Raw genomic sequence first — 17,057 nt, 5'->3', positions numbered from 1 at the left:
TGGACCCTGCGCGCGTCGATCGGACGTGAATGGTTTGCTCAAGTAAGCCGATGAAACGGCAACGCGTGACGCGCGACGCGCGCTAGATGGTTTTCCCCGATAACCCGTGCATCGGCCGCCGCAACGCGGCGTCGAACGGATTGGTGCGCGGCCCGATCGCATCGGCCTGCCGCCGCAGCAGTTCGACGACCATCGGCATCCGATCGTCGCCGAGCCGCGACGCGAGCGTGCCGACGCTCAGCGCGCCGACCGGATAGCCGGTGCGATCGAGGATCGGCACCGCGACGCCGGCCATCCCGTCGAGCACGCCGCTGTTGCGGCCCGCGTAGCCGAGTTGCCGCACGCGTTCGATCTCGGTGCGCAGATACACCTCGTCGAGCACGCCGTAGCCGCGGAGGCGCGGCACGTTGAAGCGGATCACCTCCTCGCGTTCGGCCTCGGGCAGGAACGCGAGGATCGCGAGGCTGCCCTGCCCGACACCGAGCGCGATGCGCCCGCCGATGTCGCCGGTAAACGAGCGGATCGGAAACGGCCCTTCGCACAGGTCGAGACACACGGCGTCGAAGCCGCTCTTCACGAGCAGGAAGATGGTTTCGCCGAGGCTCGCGCACAGTCGCAGCAGCGCGGGCCGGCACAGCGTGCGCATGCTGCTCGGGTTGCCGGCCAGCGCGGCGAGCGCGAAGAAGTCGACGCTCAGCCGGTACAGCTTCGACTGCTCGTCCTGTTCGACCATCCCTTCGGCAATCAGCGATTGCAAGATCCGATGCGCGGTGCCCTGCGTGAGGCCGACGGCTTTCGCCAAATGCGTGACGCGCACGCCGTCCTGCTGCATGCCGGCCAGCGCGCGCAGGATCGCGAACGCACGCTGCAGCATGCCGGTGCCCGGCGCGCCGGCCGCATCGGCCGGGTCGACGGCGTCCTCGTCCGGGCGCGGCGTCCGGGCTGCCGGCGACGTTCCGGTCGAATGGGGTTCCTGCATGCCGGCTCTCCTCGACGATTTCATTGAACGGAATACGCTAGCCGCCATTGTCGTCCGGTCGAAAATCCACGGGCATCCGGGTGTGCACGGGATTGACGCGCGCGTTTTGCGGGTCGCCCCCCCTTCATCCACCGGAATGATTCGCCGGCGATTTTCCCGGTCGTTCCATTGAATGGAATTTTTCAGAAATTCATCCCGTTCAGCAGAATTCGAAATTGACGCTCCCAAATATGGCTGGCTAGAGTCCGCGTCATCGGCGCACCGGCCATGCGGTGTGCGAACCCGGAGCTCCCCATGTCGTTTCTCACGCTTACGGATCTGACGAAAACCTTCGGCGAACTCACCGCCGTCGCGGACGTCAACCTGTCGGTCGAACAAGGCGAATTCGTGTCGCTGCTCGGGCCGTCCGGCTGCGGCAAGACCACCACGCTGCAGATGATCGCCGGCTTCGTCGACGTCACGCGCGGCCGCATCGCGCTCGACGGGCAGGACATCACGCACCTGAAGCCGAACCGCCGTGGGCTCGGCATCGTGTTCCAGAGCTATGCGCTGTTTCCGCACATGAGCGTCGCGGAGAACGTCGGCTTCGGCCTCGACATGCGCGGCGTCGACAAGGCCGAGCGCACGGAGCGCATCCGCGCGGCGCTCGCGCTCGTGCGCCTCGACGCGCTCGCACACCGCTTTCCGCGCGAGCTGTCGGGCGGCCAACGGCAGCGCGTGGCGATCGCGCGTGCGGTCGTGATCGAGCCGCCGGTGCTGCTGCTCGACGAACCGATGTCGAACCTCGACGCGAAGCTGCGCGAGGACATGCAGTTCGAGCTGCGCGCGATCCAGCGCAAGATCGGCACGACGACGATCATGGTCACGCATGATCAGTCGGAAGCGCTGTCGATCAGCGACCGCGTGGTCGTGATGGAAGCCGGCCGCATCACGCAGACCGATACGCCGTACCGCGCGTACGAACGCCCGGAGAATCATTTCGTGTCGCAGTTCATCGGCAAGGCGAACCTGCTGCCCGGCACGATCGTCGCACACGACGGCGACGCGATCCGCATCGACCTCGGACACGATCTCGCCGAGACCGGCCGCACCGCGCACCTGCCGCCGCGCGAACGCGACGTGCGCGTGGGCGACGCGGTGTCGGTCTGCATCCGCCCCGAGAAGCTGCGGCTGTGCGCGCCCGACGCCGGCCGCTTCGCCGCGACCGTCACGAGCCGATTCTTCCTCGGCAGCCAGTGGCTGTACCGCGTCGACAGCGCGCTCGGCGAAGTGCTCGTGTGCTGCCAGAACGAAGGCGCGGAGCCGCTCGAGGAAGGCGCGCCGGTCGGCATCGACTGGCACAGCGATGCCGTGCGCGTGATGCGCCGGGAGGCCTGAATGGGACAGCCTTCCCGCCCGCTCTCGACCGACGGCGCGCCGGCCGGGCTCGCGGCCGCCCCGGCCGCCGCCGATGCGGTATCGCTCCGCACCGTCGGCGGTAACGCGCCGCGTGCGAGCTGGCGCGCCCACGCGCCGCTGTGGCTGATGTGCGCGCCGGCCTTCGCGCTGTTCGCCGCGCTCGTGCTCGCGCCGCTCGCGATGACGTTCGTGCTGACGTTCTACCGGTTCGACCCGGCCACCGGCCCGATCGCCGCGTTCCAGTTCGGCAACTACGCGGAAGTGCTCGGCTCGTCGTACTTCCACACGATCTTCGCGCGCACGTTCGGCATCGCCGCGCTGACGACCGCGATCTGCGTCGCGATCGGCACGCCGGAAGCGTACGTGCTGTCGAAGATGCGCGACCCGTGGCGTTCGCTGTTCCTGCTCGCGATCCTCGCGCCGCTGCTCGTGTCGGTGGTCGTGCGCGCGTTCGGCTGGAGCATGCTGCTGAACACGAGCGGCCTCGTGAACCAGGCGCTCGGGCTCGTCGGGCTCGGGCCGTACAAGCTCGAATACACGACGTTCGCGATCGTGGTCGCGCTGGTGCACGTGATGCTGCCGTTCATGGTGATTCCCGTGTGGACCGCGCTGCAGCGGCTCGATCCGCAGACCGAACACGCGGCGCTGTCGCTCGGCGCGTCGCCGTTCACGACGCTGCGCCGCATCGTCGTGCCGCAACTGATGCCCGGCGTGCTGTCGGGCAGCCTGATGGTGTTCGGGCTGTCGGCGAGCGCGTTCGCGATTCCGGGCCTGCTCGGCGGACGCCGGCTGAAGGTCGCGGCCACGGCCGTCTACGACGAATTCCTCGGCTCGCTGAACTGGCCGCTCGGCGCGACGATCGCGGTGCTGCTGCTCGCCGCGAACCTCGTCGTGATGCTCACCTACTACCGCGTGCTCGAACGCCGCTACGCGCGCAGCCTCGGAGGCGCATCGCGATGAGAAAGAACGGCCCCTTCGCCCTTGCCTTCCACACGCTCGTGATCCTGTTCGTGCTCGCGCCGCTCGCGATCGTCGTGCTGGTCGCGTTCACGCCCGACGAAACGCTGACGCTGCCGACCCGCGGCGTGTCGCTGCGCTGGTTCCGCGCGATCCTCGACTATCCCGACTTCGTCACCGCGTTCGTCAACAGCGTGAAGCTCGCGTTCGCGTCGGCAACACTGTCGCTCGCGATCGCGTTGCCGGCCGGCCTCGCGATCGGCCGCGCGACGTTTCCCGGCCGCGCATTCCTGAACGGGCTGCTGCTGTCGCCGCTCGTGATTCCCGGTCTCGTGCTCGGCATCGCGCTGCTGCGCTTCTTCGCGCTGATCGGCGCGACCGGCTCGTTCGCGTGGCTGGTGCTCGCGCACATGATCGTCATCACGCCGTTCGTGATGCGGCTCGTGCTCGCGTCCGTCGCGGGCCTCGACCGCAGCATCGAGCAGGCCGCGTGCTCGCTCGGCGCGGACCCGTGGACGACGTTCCGCCGCATCACGCTGCCGATGATCGTGCCGGGCATCACCGGCGGCTGGCTGCTCGCGTTCATCAACAGCTTCGACGAGCTGACGATGTCGATCTTCGTCACGTCGCCGCAGACGGTCACGCTGCCCGTACGCATGTACATGTACGCGACCGAATCGATCGATCCGATGATGGCGTCGGTATCGGCGCTCGTCATCTTCATCACCGCCGGCGCGATGCTGCTGCTCGATCGCGTGTACGGCCTGAACCGCATCCTGATCGGCCAACATTGATGACGACTCCCGTTTCCCGTTCCCCCGGCATCGCGGACGACGGCGCGCAGTTCGTGCGCGTCGCCGAACGCGAGCGCGCCGCCGTCGCGTTCACGCTCGACGGCCGGCCTGCGCACGCGCTTGCCGGCGACACCGTGCTCACCGCGATCCTCGTCGCGCAGCGTCGCGTACGCGCCAGCGAATTCAGCGGGCAGCCGCGCGCGGGGTTCTGCCTGATCGGCGCCTGCCAGGACTGTTGGGTGCGCACCGAAGCCGGCGCACGCGTGCGCGCGTGCTCGACGCCGATCGCCGAAGGCATGCGGATTCTCACGGCCGCCCGGCCGGCCGCGACCGGAGACGCATCGTGAGCGCCGCACTGCAACCGGTGATCGTCGGCGCGGGGCCGGCCGGCGTGCGCGCGGCCGAGGCACTCGTCGACGCCGGGCTGCGCCCGGTCGTGATCGACGAGAACGCGCGCTGGGGCGGACAGATCTATCGTCAACCGCCGGCCGACGCCGCGTTCGTGCGCGGCAAGCGCACGCTGTACGGCTTCGAGGCCGCGAAGGCCGACGCGGTGCACCGGACGATGGCCGCGCTGCTGCCGCACGTCGACTATCGGCCGAACACGCTGGCGTGGTCGTGCGGCGCGGGCCGCGTCGACACGCTGCAGGACGGCCGCGAAGTGACGGTGCCGTACTCGCACCTGATCGTCGCGAGCGGCGCGACCGACCGCATGCTGCCCGTGCCCGGCTGGACGCTCGCGGGCGTCTATACGCTCGGCGGCGCGCAGGTCGCGCTGAAGGCGCAGGGCTGCGCGATCGGCCGACGCATCGTGTTCGCGGGCACCGGGCCGCTGCTTTACCTCGTCGCTTACCAGTATGCGAAGGCCGGCGCACACGTCGCGGCCGTACTCGACACGAGCCCGCTGCGCCGCCAGGCCGCCGCCGCGCCCGCGCTGCTGCGCATGCCGTCGATCTTCGCGAAAGGGCTCTACTACAACGGCTGGCTGCGTGCGCATGGTGTCGCGATCGAAACGGGTGTCACGTTCGAACGCGTGCTCGGCGAACAGCACGTGACGGGGATCGCATGGCGCGCCGCCGGAGACGACGCGCAGCCCACGCCACCGCGCGTGCTCGACTGCGATGCGCTCGGCCTCGGCTTCGGCCTGCGCGCCGAAACGCAGCTCGCCGATCTCGCCGGCTGCCGGTTCGAATTCGACCCGCTCAATCGCGCGTGGCTGCCCGAACGCGACGCGGCCGGTCGCACGTCGGTACGTGGCGTCTACGTCGCCGGCGACGGCGCGGGCATCGCAGGCGCCGACGCGGCCGAAGCGTCGGGCCGGCGTGCGGCGCTCGCGCTGCTCGACGATGCCGGCGTCGCATCGCGCTCGCCGCCCGGCCAGCCCGATGCGGCGGCGCTCGAGCGCACGCTCGCCCGCATCGGCGCATTCCGCGCGGGCCTCGAGGCGGCGTTCGCGCTGCCGGCCGACCAGGCTGCCCGCTGCCCCGACGACACGATCGTGTGCCGCTGCGAGGAGATCGACGCGGGCACGCTGCGCCGCTGCGTGCGCGAAGGCGCGGCGACCGAATTGAACCGGCTGAAGGCGCTGACCCGCGTCGGCATGGGCCGCTGCCAGGGCCGCATGTGCTGCGACGCGGCCGCGCTCGTGCTGGCCGCCGAAACCGGCCGGCCGCTCGCCGACGTCGGGCGGTTGCGTGCGCAACCACCCGTGAAGCCGTTCCCGATCTCGGCCGCGCTCGCGGGCGACGACGTCGCGGCGATTCCCGACGAGGCGCGCGATGAGTGAGATCCGGCATTACGACGTCGCGATCGTCGGCGGCGGCCTCGTCGGCGCGTCGGCCGCACTTGCGCTCACGCACCGCGGACTGCGCGTCGGGCTGTTCGAGCGGCGCGACTGCGGCGCGCAGGCGAGCGGCGTGAACTACGGCGGCGTGCGCTGCCAGGGCCGCCCGGCCGAGCAATTGCCGCTCGCGCTGCGGGCGCGGCGCATCTGGAATCACCTGCCCGAACTGATCGGCATCGACGGCGAATTCGTCGTGTCCGGCCACTTGCGGCTCGCGCGCAGCGATGCCGATCTCGACGCGCTCGACGCATACGCCGTGCTCGCCGGCGAACACGGCTTGCCGCTGCAGGTAATGCGCGGCGACGCGTTCCGCCGCCGCTACCCGTGGCTCGGCCGCGCGGCGCTCGGCGGCTCGCTGTGCGAGACCGACGGCCATGCGAACCCGCGCCTCGTGTCGCCCGCGTTCGCGCGCGCGGCCCGCGCAGCGGGCGCCGACGTGTTCGAGCACACGCCCGTCGACGCGGTTCATCACGATGGCGCACGTTTTCACTTGCAGGCGGGCGGTCGCGCGCACACCGCGACGTGGCTGATCAATTCGGCCGGCGCATGGGCGAACACGATCGCCGAACGCTTCGGCGAAGCTGTCCCGATGGAGCCGATCTACCCGAACATGTGGGTGACCGAGCCGCTGCCGCCGTTCATCGCGCACAACCTCGGCGTGTATGGCGGCGGCGTGTACGCGCGCCAGGTCGCGCGCGGCAACTGCGTGATCGGCGGCGGCCGCGGCCGCGGCGACGGCGAGTTCGGCCAGCCGTCGGTCGACACGACGCGCGCGGTGATGCGCGACGCCTGCGCATTGCTGCCCGCATTGCGCGACGCGCTGCTGATCCGCACGTGGAGCGGCGTCGAAGGCTGTACGCCCGACCACAACCCGATCATCGGCGCGAGCCGTACCACGCCGAACCTGCTGCATGCGTTCGGCTTTTCCGGCGGCGGCTTCCTGCTCGCGCCGGGCGTCGGCGACGTGCTCGCCGATCTCGTCACGACCGGCGAAACCGCCACGCCACTCGATGCATTCTCGATCGGCCGCTTCTTCCCCCAAGCCATGCCGGCCGCCCCTTTCCGTCAAGAGGAAACACAAAGATGAAACTGCTCGGAACGATCGCGGCCGCCGCCGCCCTCTGCATCGCAGGCGTCGGCGCGCCCGCGTACGCGCAAACGAAGACGATCTACGTCGGCATGAACGGCGGGCCGATGGAAAAGGCCTATACGAGCCAGGTGCTGCCCGACTTCGAGAAGGCGAACAACGTGAAGGTCGTGATCGTGCCCGGCACGTCGTCGGACGTGCTCGCGAAGCTGCTCGCGAACCGCAACAAGCCGCAGATCCACGTCGCGTTCCTCGACGACGGCGTGATGGCGCGCGCGGTGAGCCTTGGCGTGTGCCAGAAGCTCGACGATTCGCCGGTGCTGAAGGAGCTGTACCCGTTCGCGCGGATGAAGGACGACGTCGGCGCGGGCGTGCAGCTCGGGATGACCGGCATCGCCTACAACAAGAAGCTGTTCGCCGAGAAAGGCTGGGCGCCGCCGACGTCGTGGATGGATTTCGCCGATCCGAAATACAAGGGCAAGGTCGTGTTCCAGTCGGCGTCGAGCAGCACGTTCGGGCTGCACGGCTTCCTCGCGATCAACCGGCTGCTCGGCGGCAACGAACAGAACGTCGAGCCCGGCTTCGGCAAGTGGGCGAGCACGGTCGGGCCGAACGTCGTCGAGTACATCCCGAACTCGGCGAAGATCTCGGAGATGGTGCAGACCGGCGAGGCCGGCCTGTTCCCGCTGACGCCGACCGGCGTCGGCGACCTGCAGGACAAGGGCATCCCGGTCGCGTATGCGAACCCGAAGGAAGGTCCGGTGCTGCTGCTCGTCGACCTGTGCGTGGTCGCGAGCAATCCCGACCCGCAACTCGCGCAGAAGCTCGCTCAGTTCCTGCTGTCCGCGCCCGCGCAGACGAAGGCGGCCGAGGCCGGCAAGCAGATCCCGACCAACCGTCTCGCGAAGATGCCGGCCGCGATGCAGCAGAGCCTCGGCAACGTCGACGATCTGGTTCGCAAGGTGACCGTGGTCGACTGGACCGCGATCAACGCGCGCCGTGCGCAGTGGGATACGCGGTGGAACCGGCAGATCGAGCGGTAACGCGGGACGGCGTACGGGCGACGTGGCGCTGAGCGCGCCATGCCACGTCGCATGAAGGCCAGAATCGATACGCCGGGATGCGGGCGGGGACGTCCCGCAACGCGAGATTGTTGTCGGAAGCCCCGCCGCCCGTGCTGCAATTTTCAGGTCAGCCTTCCTTCATCCACTCCGGCTCCACATATTCCTTTACCCACATCCATTGACCCGGCTCAAACAAGTTCGTGTATTGCTTCCGTTCCGCTTGCTCCCGAGGGGTCAGCGTGCGGACATCGGGGAATTCATGTCCCTTCCGGATCATATGAATATCCGAACTGGAAGTCTTCGTGTATCCCTGCCAGATCCCCGTTTCAGGACACAGCATCCCCGTACACAGATTCATCAACCCGTATTTGTGGCGCTTCGCTTGTTGCTCTTCCAAGCGGCGCTGTTCGCGTTCCTCCGGTGTCAAAATCCTGTATATGCGGCTTATCTCAACTATCCACAGTCGCTGCGGAAAGGATCCATCCATCGGGTTGATGTAACCAAGATCGACGTCGATCGGAAATTTGCTACCCGGAACATCCTTTGATCGGTAACGAAAAGACTGCAAATTGGGAGCGTCGGGAGTGCGCCCCATTATTTCATTCCCGTACTCACGATTTCCATCCCCGTCAACCCAATAGTCCTCTAGTTGGAGGAGAGATTTGATTTCCGTATCAGGAAGATTGGCAACTCTTGCGTCCACGACAATTCTTACCCCAGCCGGAACAATTTTCACTTTATCGCGATCCTCACTGTAGTCCTCCGGATCGTCGCCAGTGGAAAATTCAATCTTCGTCCCGCGCAGCGCACGATTTTTGTATTTATAAAGAAACCCTTTTGCAGGAGGGTGCGTCCACGTCGTGTAGTTTGTCCCAAAGACAATATTCTTCGGATCGTATGGCGCATCATCGCGCAGGATTGCCATTGCTGTTTTAAGGATGGTGCGCAGTGCGACGCGCTGCTCTTCGTCGGTCGCCTGCATTTCAAATCCCTCCCCCAATGGCGTCAAGTGAAGCATCGTATCCTCCTGTGCATGTACCGGGGTTGCGCACGAAAGCACGATCAGGGCGGTCCCAATAGGCTTGCACCACTTCCGCACACGCATAAGCATCTTCTTCATGTAACTGGCTCCGGTATCCCTCTTCGAAACTCGCCATCTTCGCCGCCGTTTCCGGCGACACTCCCAACAGCTTGCACACCTCGGCTTGTGCAATTGGCACATCGGGTTTCATATAGGCTCCGCCCGTCTGATTTTGCATGTGCGAAATCATCCAGTAATAATGGAAAATCAACATGCGATGTAGCCCCGCCATCACACGCGTGTCATCTGGGATAGCGGCTTTTTTGGCTACGTTGAAGACATCCGTGCGCGTACCATCCTTGTAAACTTTTGTTGCATGGGAAAACATTGCATAATCGGCTGGATGTTGCCTAAATAGCGCCAACATCCAGAACGCCTGCTGGCAATGTCGCGCTTCGTGATAAAGCATGTCCGCGAATGCCTTCAGCGCCCCATCCAAGGCAATCGCATTATTCGATGATTTAACGATTTTATCTACTTCTCTCTCTTGGATAACTATTGTCCAGTACCTACCGACAAATGATGCACTGACATCAGAGCGCATGTTGTATTTGTCAACACCTTCCGTTGCATTAGCAATATCGATCTTTGGGGTCACTCCATTTGACCTCATTGGATCCCCTGAAGAACCTCTTGGTAATCCAAACGGACCCGTCGTAAGGGCGGTGCTCAATATATTTTCGACCGCAAGCGCGATGCTTTCCCTTGCCTCGTCCGATATCTCGCCGCTTAACGTATTGAACTTGCCCCACTCAATCCCATTGAGTGCCTTCTTGATCGCCGCCGTATAGGCCTTCGTCACCGGATACTCAACATCACGGCGCACCGGCATGTCTGGGGGCGTATCGCCCTGTTTCGCCCCGTCGATGAAGTGATGGAACCGCAACCCGAAGTTGAGTGGATCGCAGGTCGCGAACGCGGCCGGCTGACGCGCGGACGTCGCCCCCTGTTCCGGGGTGCTGACCTTCTTGCCCTTGATCGTCGTGGTGCGTTTGTCGGCGTTCGGCGCTTGCGCGGTGTAGGGCGTCGTGTTGTCGCGCACGATGGCGGCCCGGTTCACCGCAATCACCTTGTCCGGATCGCTCGCCGCCAGCAGTTCCACCGTGCCGAACGCGATGTCGTGGCTCGTCACCACATCCGTTTCGCCCAGTTCGTTACTCACCCCCTCCATCATGCGTCCGTTGTCGAGCGTGATCCGGTACGGCTGGTTCGGCAGTGCGAACCCGCTGTCATGCTCCAACAGCACGAAATGCGCCGCATACTGCCCGGGATTGTCGAGGGTGACCGGCACCCGCATGGGCCGCACCTGCGCATCGTCCGTCTGGTGACTGCCGGCATAGACCGTGTGCTCGCCGGCCGTTCGCACCACGTAACCCTGTTCGCTGATGCGAACCTCCGTACTGCCGGCGTGCAACACGATTTCCTCTGCCGCATGCAGGTGGATACTGTCGGTCGTGCTCGTGATCTGGATCGCCTTCCTGGCGCTCACGTCGACACCATCGGTCCGCGCCTCGATCCGCACTTTCCCCGCGGCGGCAATGAGCGCCACGCCCGCCTTGTGCACGAACAGCGAGAACGCATTCGACACGCTCGCGAACAGCGATCGCCCCACGGCAATCCCGACATGCCGGCCGCTCGTGACCGCCACATCCTCTGCGCTTGCAATATGCGCGCTACGTTCGGCCGCCAGACTGATGCCCGCCGACCCGGCCATCACAATGTCGGGTTCCGTCAGTTCCGGGAAGTCATCCGCACCGCGGGATGGTGTTCCCCGAATCGCATCGTGACGCGCCTTGATCGCACGGGTGATGTCGCTTTGGTCGGCATCACGTTGTTGTGCGTCGTGCTGTTGCGCCAGATTCGTAAGGCTTTCCTGCAGTTCGCGTGCTCGCGTCAGCCGGCCGATCGCCTCCTTGGCGTCCTTCGCGTGGCCGGGGCCACCCGATTGACCGTCCGTTGATATGAACAGTCCCTTCAACGCCCGAACGACACCCCAGTCGTCGGTGCGCAGATCGAAGCCTTTGCCGCGCGCGTCGTCGCGGCCTTTCTTCCGGGTGATGCGCCGAAGGTTGCCGAGACTCAACATCGACGCGCCCGCGTCGCTCGCAAGCTGCGTCTGGATTTGCTCCCGCGTATCGTCGATCGCCAGATGGCCGGATGCAATGCCGCCGAGTTCCCGGCCGCGAATGACCGATACCGCGTGATTGTTCGGCAAGTCCAGCGCGGGCTGGCGGAGCTCGTTGACGGCGCTACCGATGATCACCGGCAAGTCGGGGTCGCCGTAGTAGTGCGACACCGCCACTTCATGGCCGATACGCGGAACGAACGTCGCGCCCATGTCCACGCCTTGCCACGGCGACAGCACGCGCAGCCAGATACCCGAATGCTCGTCGTGCTGACCCTCGCGGTCCCATTGAAACTGCACCTTGACCCGGCCGTATTGGTCGGTCCAGATTTCCTGCCCGGCCGGGCCGACGACGATGGCTTTCTCGGGGCCGCCCATGACGGGCTTGCGAACGCTGCGTTGCAGACGGAACGGTTCGTTCGTCGGCAGCAATTCGAACCGTGCGTCAACGCGATAGTCCTGCGCGCCGCTGGTCCGTCCCGCGACTTCCTCGATGTCGAGCGCGCACGATACAACGAGGTATTCACGGTTTGCCGCCAGTTGCGGGTAGCCGGTGAGGGTAAAAGTGCGCCCGACCGTCAGGCCGCGCAGATTCCCTTTCCCGTTCGCGCGTCGCCCCGCGCAGCGCTGCGCGTCCAGTTGAACGTATGCGAAGTGGTGCGCTTCACGAGCCGTGTCGTTCGGTTGGCCCGTGAGCCCTTGCGCGCTCGCGAGCGGCTGGCTGTAATCGCCCCAACCGTATAGCTCGCCGTCGGCGCTTGCGCTCGGGCGAGGGTTGTCCACCACGGCCGCCAGATCGGCGCGCGGGCGTGTGTAGTCGTAATCCGTCAGGCTCACCCGGCCCGGTGTGAGGCGGCTGGTCACGGACAGCGTGTGAATGTGTTCCTCATCGATACGCCGACCACCGGGCGGCAGATAGCGCAGCGTCTCATAGGCGGCCCCGTGCGGGCGGTGACCGCCCATCGCGTCAGACAAGACCAGACGGTGACGACCGTCGTCATGCTCGAACCACCACCAGATTCCCCATTCTTCCCAGAGACGTTGCAGGAACGCCCAGTCCGATTCGAACGCCTGTCGCTGCACGTCGCGTTTCGGATAAACGCCCCGGAATGCACCCAGACGCTTGTCGACGGGATACGGATATTTCGAGAGCACCGCGTCGGTGATTTCAACGACGGTCATATCCTGGAACAAACGGCAATCCCGCGTGAGGGTCGCGCGATAGAGCCACGGGCGCAGCTCCAGTTCGTACAGGATTGCATCGCGATCCTGACCGGTCATTCGGGCCGCTTCGACCAGCCCCGTTATCTCGCGCGTGCCCGCGCCGATGTTGCCGAGCCCCTCGGCACCCGCGAGCCCCGGAATGAACTGCCCCTTGCCTTCAAGCTGGATCGACACGGTGACTTCCGTACCGACTAGTTTGTCCAGATCAACATCAGCTGTGCGACTGGGGGAGAACGCATAGGCGTCATCGGTTCGCAACGTGACGAGGTAGCGGCATTCATCGATTCGACCGATCGTTTCGGACCCTTGCAAGCGTACGGGAACGAAGACCGGCAGCGCATCCATGCCATAGGTCGGCAGCGCCGCACCCGCGAGTGACAGCGTGCGAGCTTGCGCAAACATCGTCATTTACACGGCCCCCGTCGTTAGCGGACCGATAACGATCGCACCGCAGCCGGTCTTGTCGCCGCGATAGCCGACGCGCCGGCCGCGATGTGTGCGCAAACCGGTTGCCAGCAGCGGGAAAACACCGCCGCATTTCCGACAACGAACACTATGGCCGTCAAGCGCGACGCCGACTCCGAGATGTTTCAGGTCGTTCGCGCATTCGATGACTTCGCCGCCATGATCGGTGGCGTCTCCCAGGCGAACCATTTCGTGGCCTTGTGCATTCTTCATCAGCGATCTCACATCTCACGTGGATCGAGATTGATAACGTGGAAATGCTGTGTCGCCTATAGGATGAATACGATTTTTCCGGTCCTGATCGCACGGCTGGTACGCACCCATCATTTGCCGGAGTGATGACACTCCCCTTTTTCTGCGGATTTGACCGGGGCCGGCGGGGCCGACAACACTAGCCCGCAGTGCTGCAACAGACGGCACGCGCCTGCCTCCCCCTTCAGAGTCCGCCATGTACCCGACCGACACCGTGCAATCCCCGAGCGCCGCCCGGCCGCTCGCCGACCGGCAACTACGCCGGATCGTCATCGCCTCCGTCGCCGGCAACGCGATGGAATGGTATGACTTTTTCGTCTACGGCACGGCCGCGGCGCTCGTGTTCGGCCACGTGTTCTTTCCGCCCGGCGCCTCGCCGCTCGCCGGCAGTCTCGCCGCGTTCGCGGCGTTCGCGCTCGGCTTCGTCGCGCGGCCGCTCGGCGGGATCGTGTTCGGCCACGTCGGCGATCGCTACGGGCGCAAGGCGTCGCTCGTATGGACGCTGCTGATCATGGGTGCGTCGACGTTCGCGATCGGCCTGCTGCCGACCTATGCGCAGGTCGGCCTGTGGGCGCCGGCCGCACTCGTCGTGCTGCGCCTGCTGCAGGGCATCGCGTCCGGCGGAGAATGGGGCGGCGGCGTGCTGATGATCAGCGAGAACGCGCCGCCCGAGCAGCGCGGCTATTACGCGGCGTGGAGCCAGCTCGGCGTGGGCGGCGGCTTCGTGCTGTCGTCGGCCGCGTTTCTCGCCGCGCAGGCGCTGCCGGACGACATGTTCCGCACATGGGCCTGGCGGCTGCCGTTCCTCGCGAGCATCGCGATCTTCGCGATCGGCATCTACATCCGCCGCCATCTGCCGGAAAGCCGCGACTTCGAGCAGGCCGGCAAGCGCGGCGCACACATGCACTTGCCGATCGTCGAGTGCGTCCGCCGTCATCCGAAGGAAATCCTGCTCGCGATGGGGCTGCGCGTGGCCGAGAACGGCGGCGCCTACATCTTCCTCGCGTTCTCGCTCGTCTATGGAAAATACGTCGGGATTCCGAACGGCACGATGCTGACCGGCGTGATGATCGCGATGGTCGTGGAGATGGGCGCGATGCTCGCCTGGGGCCGGCTGTCCGACCGGATCGGCCGCAAGCCCGTGTACCTGATCGGCGCGCTGAGCCTCATCGCATGCGCGTTTCCGTTCTTCTGGCTGCTCGACACGCGCGTGACGCCGCTCGTGTGGCTCGCGCTGACGGTCGGCACGGCGGTGAGCCACGGCGCGATGATCGGCACGCTGCCGGCACTCGTCGGCGAACTGTTCAGCACCGAAGTGCGCTACTCGGGCGTCGCGCTCGGTCATGAGGTCGCGTCGATCTTCGCGGGCGGGATGTCGCCGCTGATTGCGACCGCGCTGCTCGCGCGCTATCACGCGTCGTGGCCCGTGTCGCTGTTCCTCATTGCGCTCGGCCTCGTCACGGTCGCGACGCTGTGCGTGATGCGCGAGACGCGTGCCGTGCCGGCAGCCGGCACGCGCGGCGACACGGCATGAGCGCGCGGCCGGCGCCGGCCGCCGCACCCGCGTTGCCGGTGGGCGATTGGCGCACCGGTCCACGGCGCCACGTGCGCGCTTGCGCGGCGCCGCAAGCGCACGCAGCCGCAATGTTCAGGCTACGCGTCCCGGCCGCGCCGCGCGCTGTCGAACGCCGGCGCCAGCCCGAGATGGTCGAGCAGCCGCGCGAATTCGCCGAGCCGCTGGCGCATGTACGCGGGCACGTCGACCGCCGCATAGTCGTGGAAGCCGGCGCCCGTGCGCACGCCGTCGCGCCCGGTTTCCATGTTGCGCACGACGCTCGCGGCCGGCGCGAAGCGCGGGCCGATCTCGCCGGCCAGGTACTGCGACGCGTAGTACAGGATGTCGCAGCCGCCCCAGTCGATGAATTCGAGCAGCCCGAGCACCGCGAAGCGCGGACCGAAGCCGGTGCGGATCGCGATATCGATGTCCTCGGCGCTGGCCACGCCTTCCTCGACCATCCGCGCGGCCTCGTTCATCGCGAGCGCCTGAATGCGCGGCACGATGTAGCCGGGCGCCGGCCCGCAGATCACCGGCTTCTTGCCCACGCGTTCGAGCAGCGCTGCGACGGTGTCGACAACGGCCTGATCGGTCGCGTCGCTGCGGCTGACCTCGACGAGCGGCATCAGCAGCGCGGGGTTCAGCCAGTGCGCGTTCAGCATCCGCGCCGGATGCGCAACGTGGCGCTGCAACTCGGTGACGACAAACGTCGACGTGGTCGACGCGATCGTTGCGTGCGCATCGACGTGTTCGCCGAGCCACCGCAGCGCGTCGACCTTTGCATCGAGCACTTCGGGCAGTGCTTCGAACACGATATCGGCATCGCGCACCGCGTCGGCCGCGCCGTCCCGCGCCACCAGTGCGATGCGCGCGGCGACGGCGTCGGCCTGCGCGGCATCGATGCGGCCGAGCGCGAGCTGCGCATGCAGCGGCCGGGCGATCTCGTCGCGCGTGCGCGCGTCGAACGCGCGACGGCCAGCCGCATCGCGCGGCTTGAAGTCGATCAGCGTCACGTCGAGGCCGGCAAACGCGAACACGAGCGCGATGCCCTGCCCCATCCGTCCCGCGCCGAGCACGTGGATGCGCGTCACATCGTCGGCCGCCTTCATGCCGCGTACCCCGCATCGACCAGCGCGCGCAGCGCGTCCTTCGACAGCGCCGCGAGCCCGAGCCGCTCCAGCGTGCGGCCTTCCGCATACAGGTCGCGCCCCGCGACCGCGCTCGCGATGCTCAGCAGCCCCTGCGCGACGGGCGTCGGCACGCCGGCCCAGCGCCCGCACGACACGATGAACGACAGCCCGAGCCGGGTATCCTCGAGCATGTAGCGATGCGTGCGCAGATCGATCTTCTCGCGCCAGTCGCCGCTATCGGTCAGCTTGCCGTGCGCGCCGCGCCCGTACATCCACTCGTCGCCGTCGGTCGCGTAGTGATCGGCGAGCGGGAAATGCGGCGCGCGATAGCCGAGCGCTTCGCGCACCGCGATGCGTTCGGCATCGAGCGCGTTCGTCACGCGGCGGATCGACGGCTGCGTGCCTTCGTTGTGGATGTCCCACGCGTCGAAGTGTTCGAGCGGCCCGGCGTTCATCAGGATCAGCGGCGGATGGATCACCGGGCCCGCATTCATCAGCGCGCCGGACAACGCATCCTCGACCGGCTCGACCGACGGATAGCCGGCGCGCAACACGTCGAACGCCCAGCCGGCTGCATTCACCGGCCACACGCCGGTCGGCAGGCGCGTCGCGTACGCGCTGATCACGACGTCGTTGTCGCGATACTTGCGCACCAGGTACGGCAGCGTGCCTGTTTCGGCGAACGCGACGCGCGAACGGTTGCCGGCATCGGCCGCCGCGCGGGCGAACACGGCGCTGCCGAACGTGCCGGGCGGCAGGAACACGACCTGGCCGTCCTCCAGCAGCGGCGCGACCTGCGCGGCAAGCGCGTCGTGCGACGTGGCCGGCAACGGCACCACGACGAGTTGCGCGCCGTGCAGCGCGGCGGCCAGATCGTCGGTCAGGCGGATCGCGCCCGGCGCATCGCCGAGCGGCACCGCGCGCTTGCCGCGATAGTCGGTGACGTTCAACACGCCAAGCGCGCGCAGCCGCGCGTGCGGCTCGCGATCGCGCCGCCACCACGTCACGTCGTGACCTTTTTCGAGCAGGTCGATGGCCGCCGCATGGCAGCCGTGGCCGCCGCCCAGAACACATACCTTCATCGTCTTCTCCTGGTGATCGAG

Annotated in this window: 14 protein-coding genes; 8 read left to right on the top strand and 6 right to left on the bottom strand. The window is 66.8% G+C overall.

Annotated elements, in window-relative coordinates:
- Window positions 1-82: 82 nt before the first annotated feature.
- Window positions 83-979, bottom strand: a complete 897-nt coding sequence (locus J8I35_RS04720; protein ID WP_209924636.1) for an IclR family transcriptional regulator — start codon at window positions 977-979, stop codon at window positions 83-85.
- A gap of 294 nt (window positions 980-1,273) precedes the next feature.
- On the opposite strand from J8I35_RS04720, the gene J8I35_RS04715 reads away from it, so the two are divergent.
- Genes J8I35_RS04715 through J8I35_RS04685 form a run of 7 tightly spaced genes read left to right on the top strand, consistent with a single transcriptional unit; the run spans window position 1,274 to window position 8,101 of the window.
- Window positions 1,274-2,356: an ABC transporter ATP-binding protein gene (locus J8I35_RS04715; RefSeq protein ID WP_089489048.1), complete on the top strand. Its 1,083-nt coding sequence runs from the start codon at window positions 1,274-1,276 to the stop codon at window positions 2,354-2,356.
- Complete coding sequence (locus J8I35_RS04710) at window positions 2,357-3,337, top strand: ABC transporter permease (RefSeq protein WP_050014438.1); 981 nt, start codon at window positions 2,357-2,359, stop codon at window positions 3,335-3,337.
- The gene (locus tag J8I35_RS04705) at window positions 3,334-4,128 is read left to right on the top strand and encodes an ABC transporter permease (RefSeq protein WP_089436034.1); all 795 of its coding nucleotides are present in this window, start codon (window positions 3,334-3,336) and stop codon (window positions 4,126-4,128) included. Before J8I35_RS04710 ends, J8I35_RS04705 begins: the two co-directional genes overlap by 4 nt.
- The gene (locus J8I35_RS04700) at window positions 4,128-4,475 is read left to right on the top strand and encodes a (2Fe-2S)-binding protein (protein WP_209924635.1); all 348 of its coding nucleotides are present in this window, start codon (window positions 4,128-4,130) and stop codon (window positions 4,473-4,475) included. Before J8I35_RS04705 ends, J8I35_RS04700 begins: the two co-directional genes overlap by 1 nt.
- Window positions 4,472-5,914: an NAD(P)/FAD-dependent oxidoreductase gene (locus tag J8I35_RS04695; RefSeq protein ID WP_209924634.1), complete on the top strand. Its 1,443-nt coding sequence runs from the start codon at window positions 4,472-4,474 to the stop codon at window positions 5,912-5,914. Before J8I35_RS04700 ends, J8I35_RS04695 begins: the two co-directional genes overlap by 4 nt.
- Window positions 5,907-7,058 carry an FAD-binding oxidoreductase gene (locus J8I35_RS04690; RefSeq protein WP_050014434.1) on the top strand — a complete coding sequence of 384 codons (1,152 nt, stop codon included), beginning with the start codon at window positions 5,907-5,909 and terminating at the stop codon, window positions 7,056-7,058. The genes J8I35_RS04695 and J8I35_RS04690 overlap by 8 nt, the downstream gene beginning before the upstream one ends.
- Window positions 7,055-8,101 (top strand): ABC transporter substrate-binding protein, encoded by a 1,047-nt coding sequence (locus J8I35_RS04685; RefSeq protein WP_209924633.1) that lies wholly within the window; start codon window positions 7,055-7,057, stop codon window positions 8,099-8,101. The genes J8I35_RS04690 and J8I35_RS04685 overlap by 4 nt, the downstream gene beginning before the upstream one ends.
- Before the next feature lie 148 nt (window positions 8,102-8,249).
- On the opposite strand, the gene J8I35_RS04680 is transcribed toward J8I35_RS04685, so the two are convergent.
- Genes J8I35_RS04680 through J8I35_RS04670 form a run of 3 tightly spaced genes read right to left on the bottom strand, consistent with a single transcriptional unit; the run spans window position 8,250 to window position 13,230 of the window.
- Window positions 8,250-9,140 carry a hypothetical protein gene (locus J8I35_RS04680; RefSeq protein WP_245170099.1) on the bottom strand — a complete coding sequence of 297 codons (891 nt, stop codon included), beginning with the start codon at window positions 9,138-9,140 and terminating at the stop codon, window positions 8,250-8,252.
- Window positions 9,106-12,960, bottom strand: coding sequence for a type VI secretion system Vgr family protein (gene tssI / locus J8I35_RS04675; RefSeq protein WP_209924632.1), 3,855 nt, complete (start codon window positions 12,958-12,960; stop codon window positions 9,106-9,108). The genes J8I35_RS04680 and tssI overlap by 35 nt, the downstream gene beginning before the upstream one ends.
- Window positions 12,961-13,230: a PAAR domain-containing protein gene (locus tag J8I35_RS04670; protein ID WP_209924631.1), complete on the bottom strand. Its 270-nt coding sequence runs from the start codon at window positions 13,228-13,230 to the stop codon at window positions 12,961-12,963.
- Between the two features lie 235 nt (window positions 13,231-13,465).
- Between J8I35_RS04670 and J8I35_RS04665 the strand changes: the two genes are divergently transcribed.
- A complete protein-coding gene (locus J8I35_RS04665) occupies window positions 13,466-14,803 on the top strand; it encodes an MFS transporter (RefSeq protein ID WP_209924630.1) in 1,338 nt (445 codons plus the stop codon).
- Window positions 14,804-14,922: 119 nt separating this feature from the next.
- Here J8I35_RS04665 and J8I35_RS04660 read toward each other — a convergent pair whose 3' ends face one another.
- Together J8I35_RS04660 and J8I35_RS04655 are read right to left on the bottom strand one after the other, a co-directional pair.
- A complete protein-coding gene (locus J8I35_RS04660; protein ID WP_209924629.1) occupies window positions 14,923-15,933 on the bottom strand; it encodes a 3-hydroxybutyryl-CoA dehydrogenase in 1,011 nt (336 codons plus the stop codon).
- Window positions 15,930-17,036 carry an NAD/NADP-dependent octopine/nopaline dehydrogenase family protein gene (locus J8I35_RS04655; RefSeq protein WP_209924628.1) on the bottom strand — a complete coding sequence of 369 codons (1,107 nt, stop codon included), beginning with the start codon at window positions 17,034-17,036 and terminating at the stop codon, window positions 15,930-15,932. Before J8I35_RS04655 ends, J8I35_RS04660 begins: the two co-directional genes overlap by 4 nt.
- Between the last annotated feature and the right edge of the window lie 21 nt (window positions 17,037-17,057).

The sequence above is a fragment of the Burkholderia sp. CpTa8-5 genome, assembly GCF_017815045.1.
In the GTDB taxonomy this organism is placed as follows: domain Bacteria; phylum Pseudomonadota; class Gammaproteobacteria; order Burkholderiales; family Burkholderiaceae; genus Burkholderia; species Burkholderia sola.
Note: the sequence above shows the minus strand (reverse complement) of the source record. Positions and strands in the feature narration are given on the sequence as shown.

Bases quoted from the DNA above. Each gene is read 5' to 3' on its own strand.
- J8I35_RS04720 (WP_209924636.1), bottom strand. From the start codon at position 979: ATGCAGGAACCCCATTCGACCGGAACGTCGCCGGCAGCCCGGACGCCG.
- J8I35_RS04715 (WP_089489048.1), top strand. From the start codon at position 1,274: ATGTCGTTTCTCACGCTTACGGATCTGACGAAAACCTTCGGCGAACTC.
- J8I35_RS04710 (WP_050014438.1), top strand. From the start codon at position 2,357: ATGGGACAGCCTTCCCGCCCGCTCTCGACCGACGGCGCGCCGGCCGGG.
- J8I35_RS04705 (WP_089436034.1), top strand. From the start codon at position 3,334: ATGAGAAAGAACGGCCCCTTCGCCCTTGCCTTCCACACGCTCGTGATC.
- J8I35_RS04700 (WP_209924635.1), top strand. From the start codon at position 4,128: ATGACGACTCCCGTTTCCCGTTCCCCCGGCATCGCGGACGACGGCGCG.
- J8I35_RS04690 (WP_050014434.1), top strand. From the start codon at position 5,907: ATGAGTGAGATCCGGCATTACGACGTCGCGATCGTCGGCGGCGGCCTC.
- J8I35_RS04685 (WP_209924633.1), top strand. From the start codon at position 7,055: ATGAAACTGCTCGGAACGATCGCGGCCGCCGCCGCCCTCTGCATCGCA.
- J8I35_RS04680 (WP_245170099.1), bottom strand. From the start codon at position 9,140: ATGCTTCACTTGACGCCATTGGGGGAGGGATTTGAAATGCAGGCGACC.
- tssI (WP_209924632.1), bottom strand. From the start codon at position 12,960: ATGACGATGTTTGCGCAAGCTCGCACGCTGTCACTCGCGGGTGCGGCG.
- J8I35_RS04670 (WP_209924631.1), bottom strand. From the start codon at position 13,230: ATGAAGAATGCACAAGGCCACGAAATGGTTCGCCTGGGAGACGCCACC.
- J8I35_RS04665 (WP_209924630.1), top strand. From the start codon at position 13,466: ATGTACCCGACCGACACCGTGCAATCCCCGAGCGCCGCCCGGCCGCTC.
- J8I35_RS04660 (WP_209924629.1), bottom strand. From the start codon at position 15,933: ATGAAGGCGGCCGACGATGTGACGCGCATCCACGTGCTCGGCGCGGGA.
- J8I35_RS04655 (WP_209924628.1), bottom strand. From the start codon at position 17,036: ATGAAGGTATGTGTTCTGGGCGGCGGCCACGGCTGCCATGCGGCGGCC.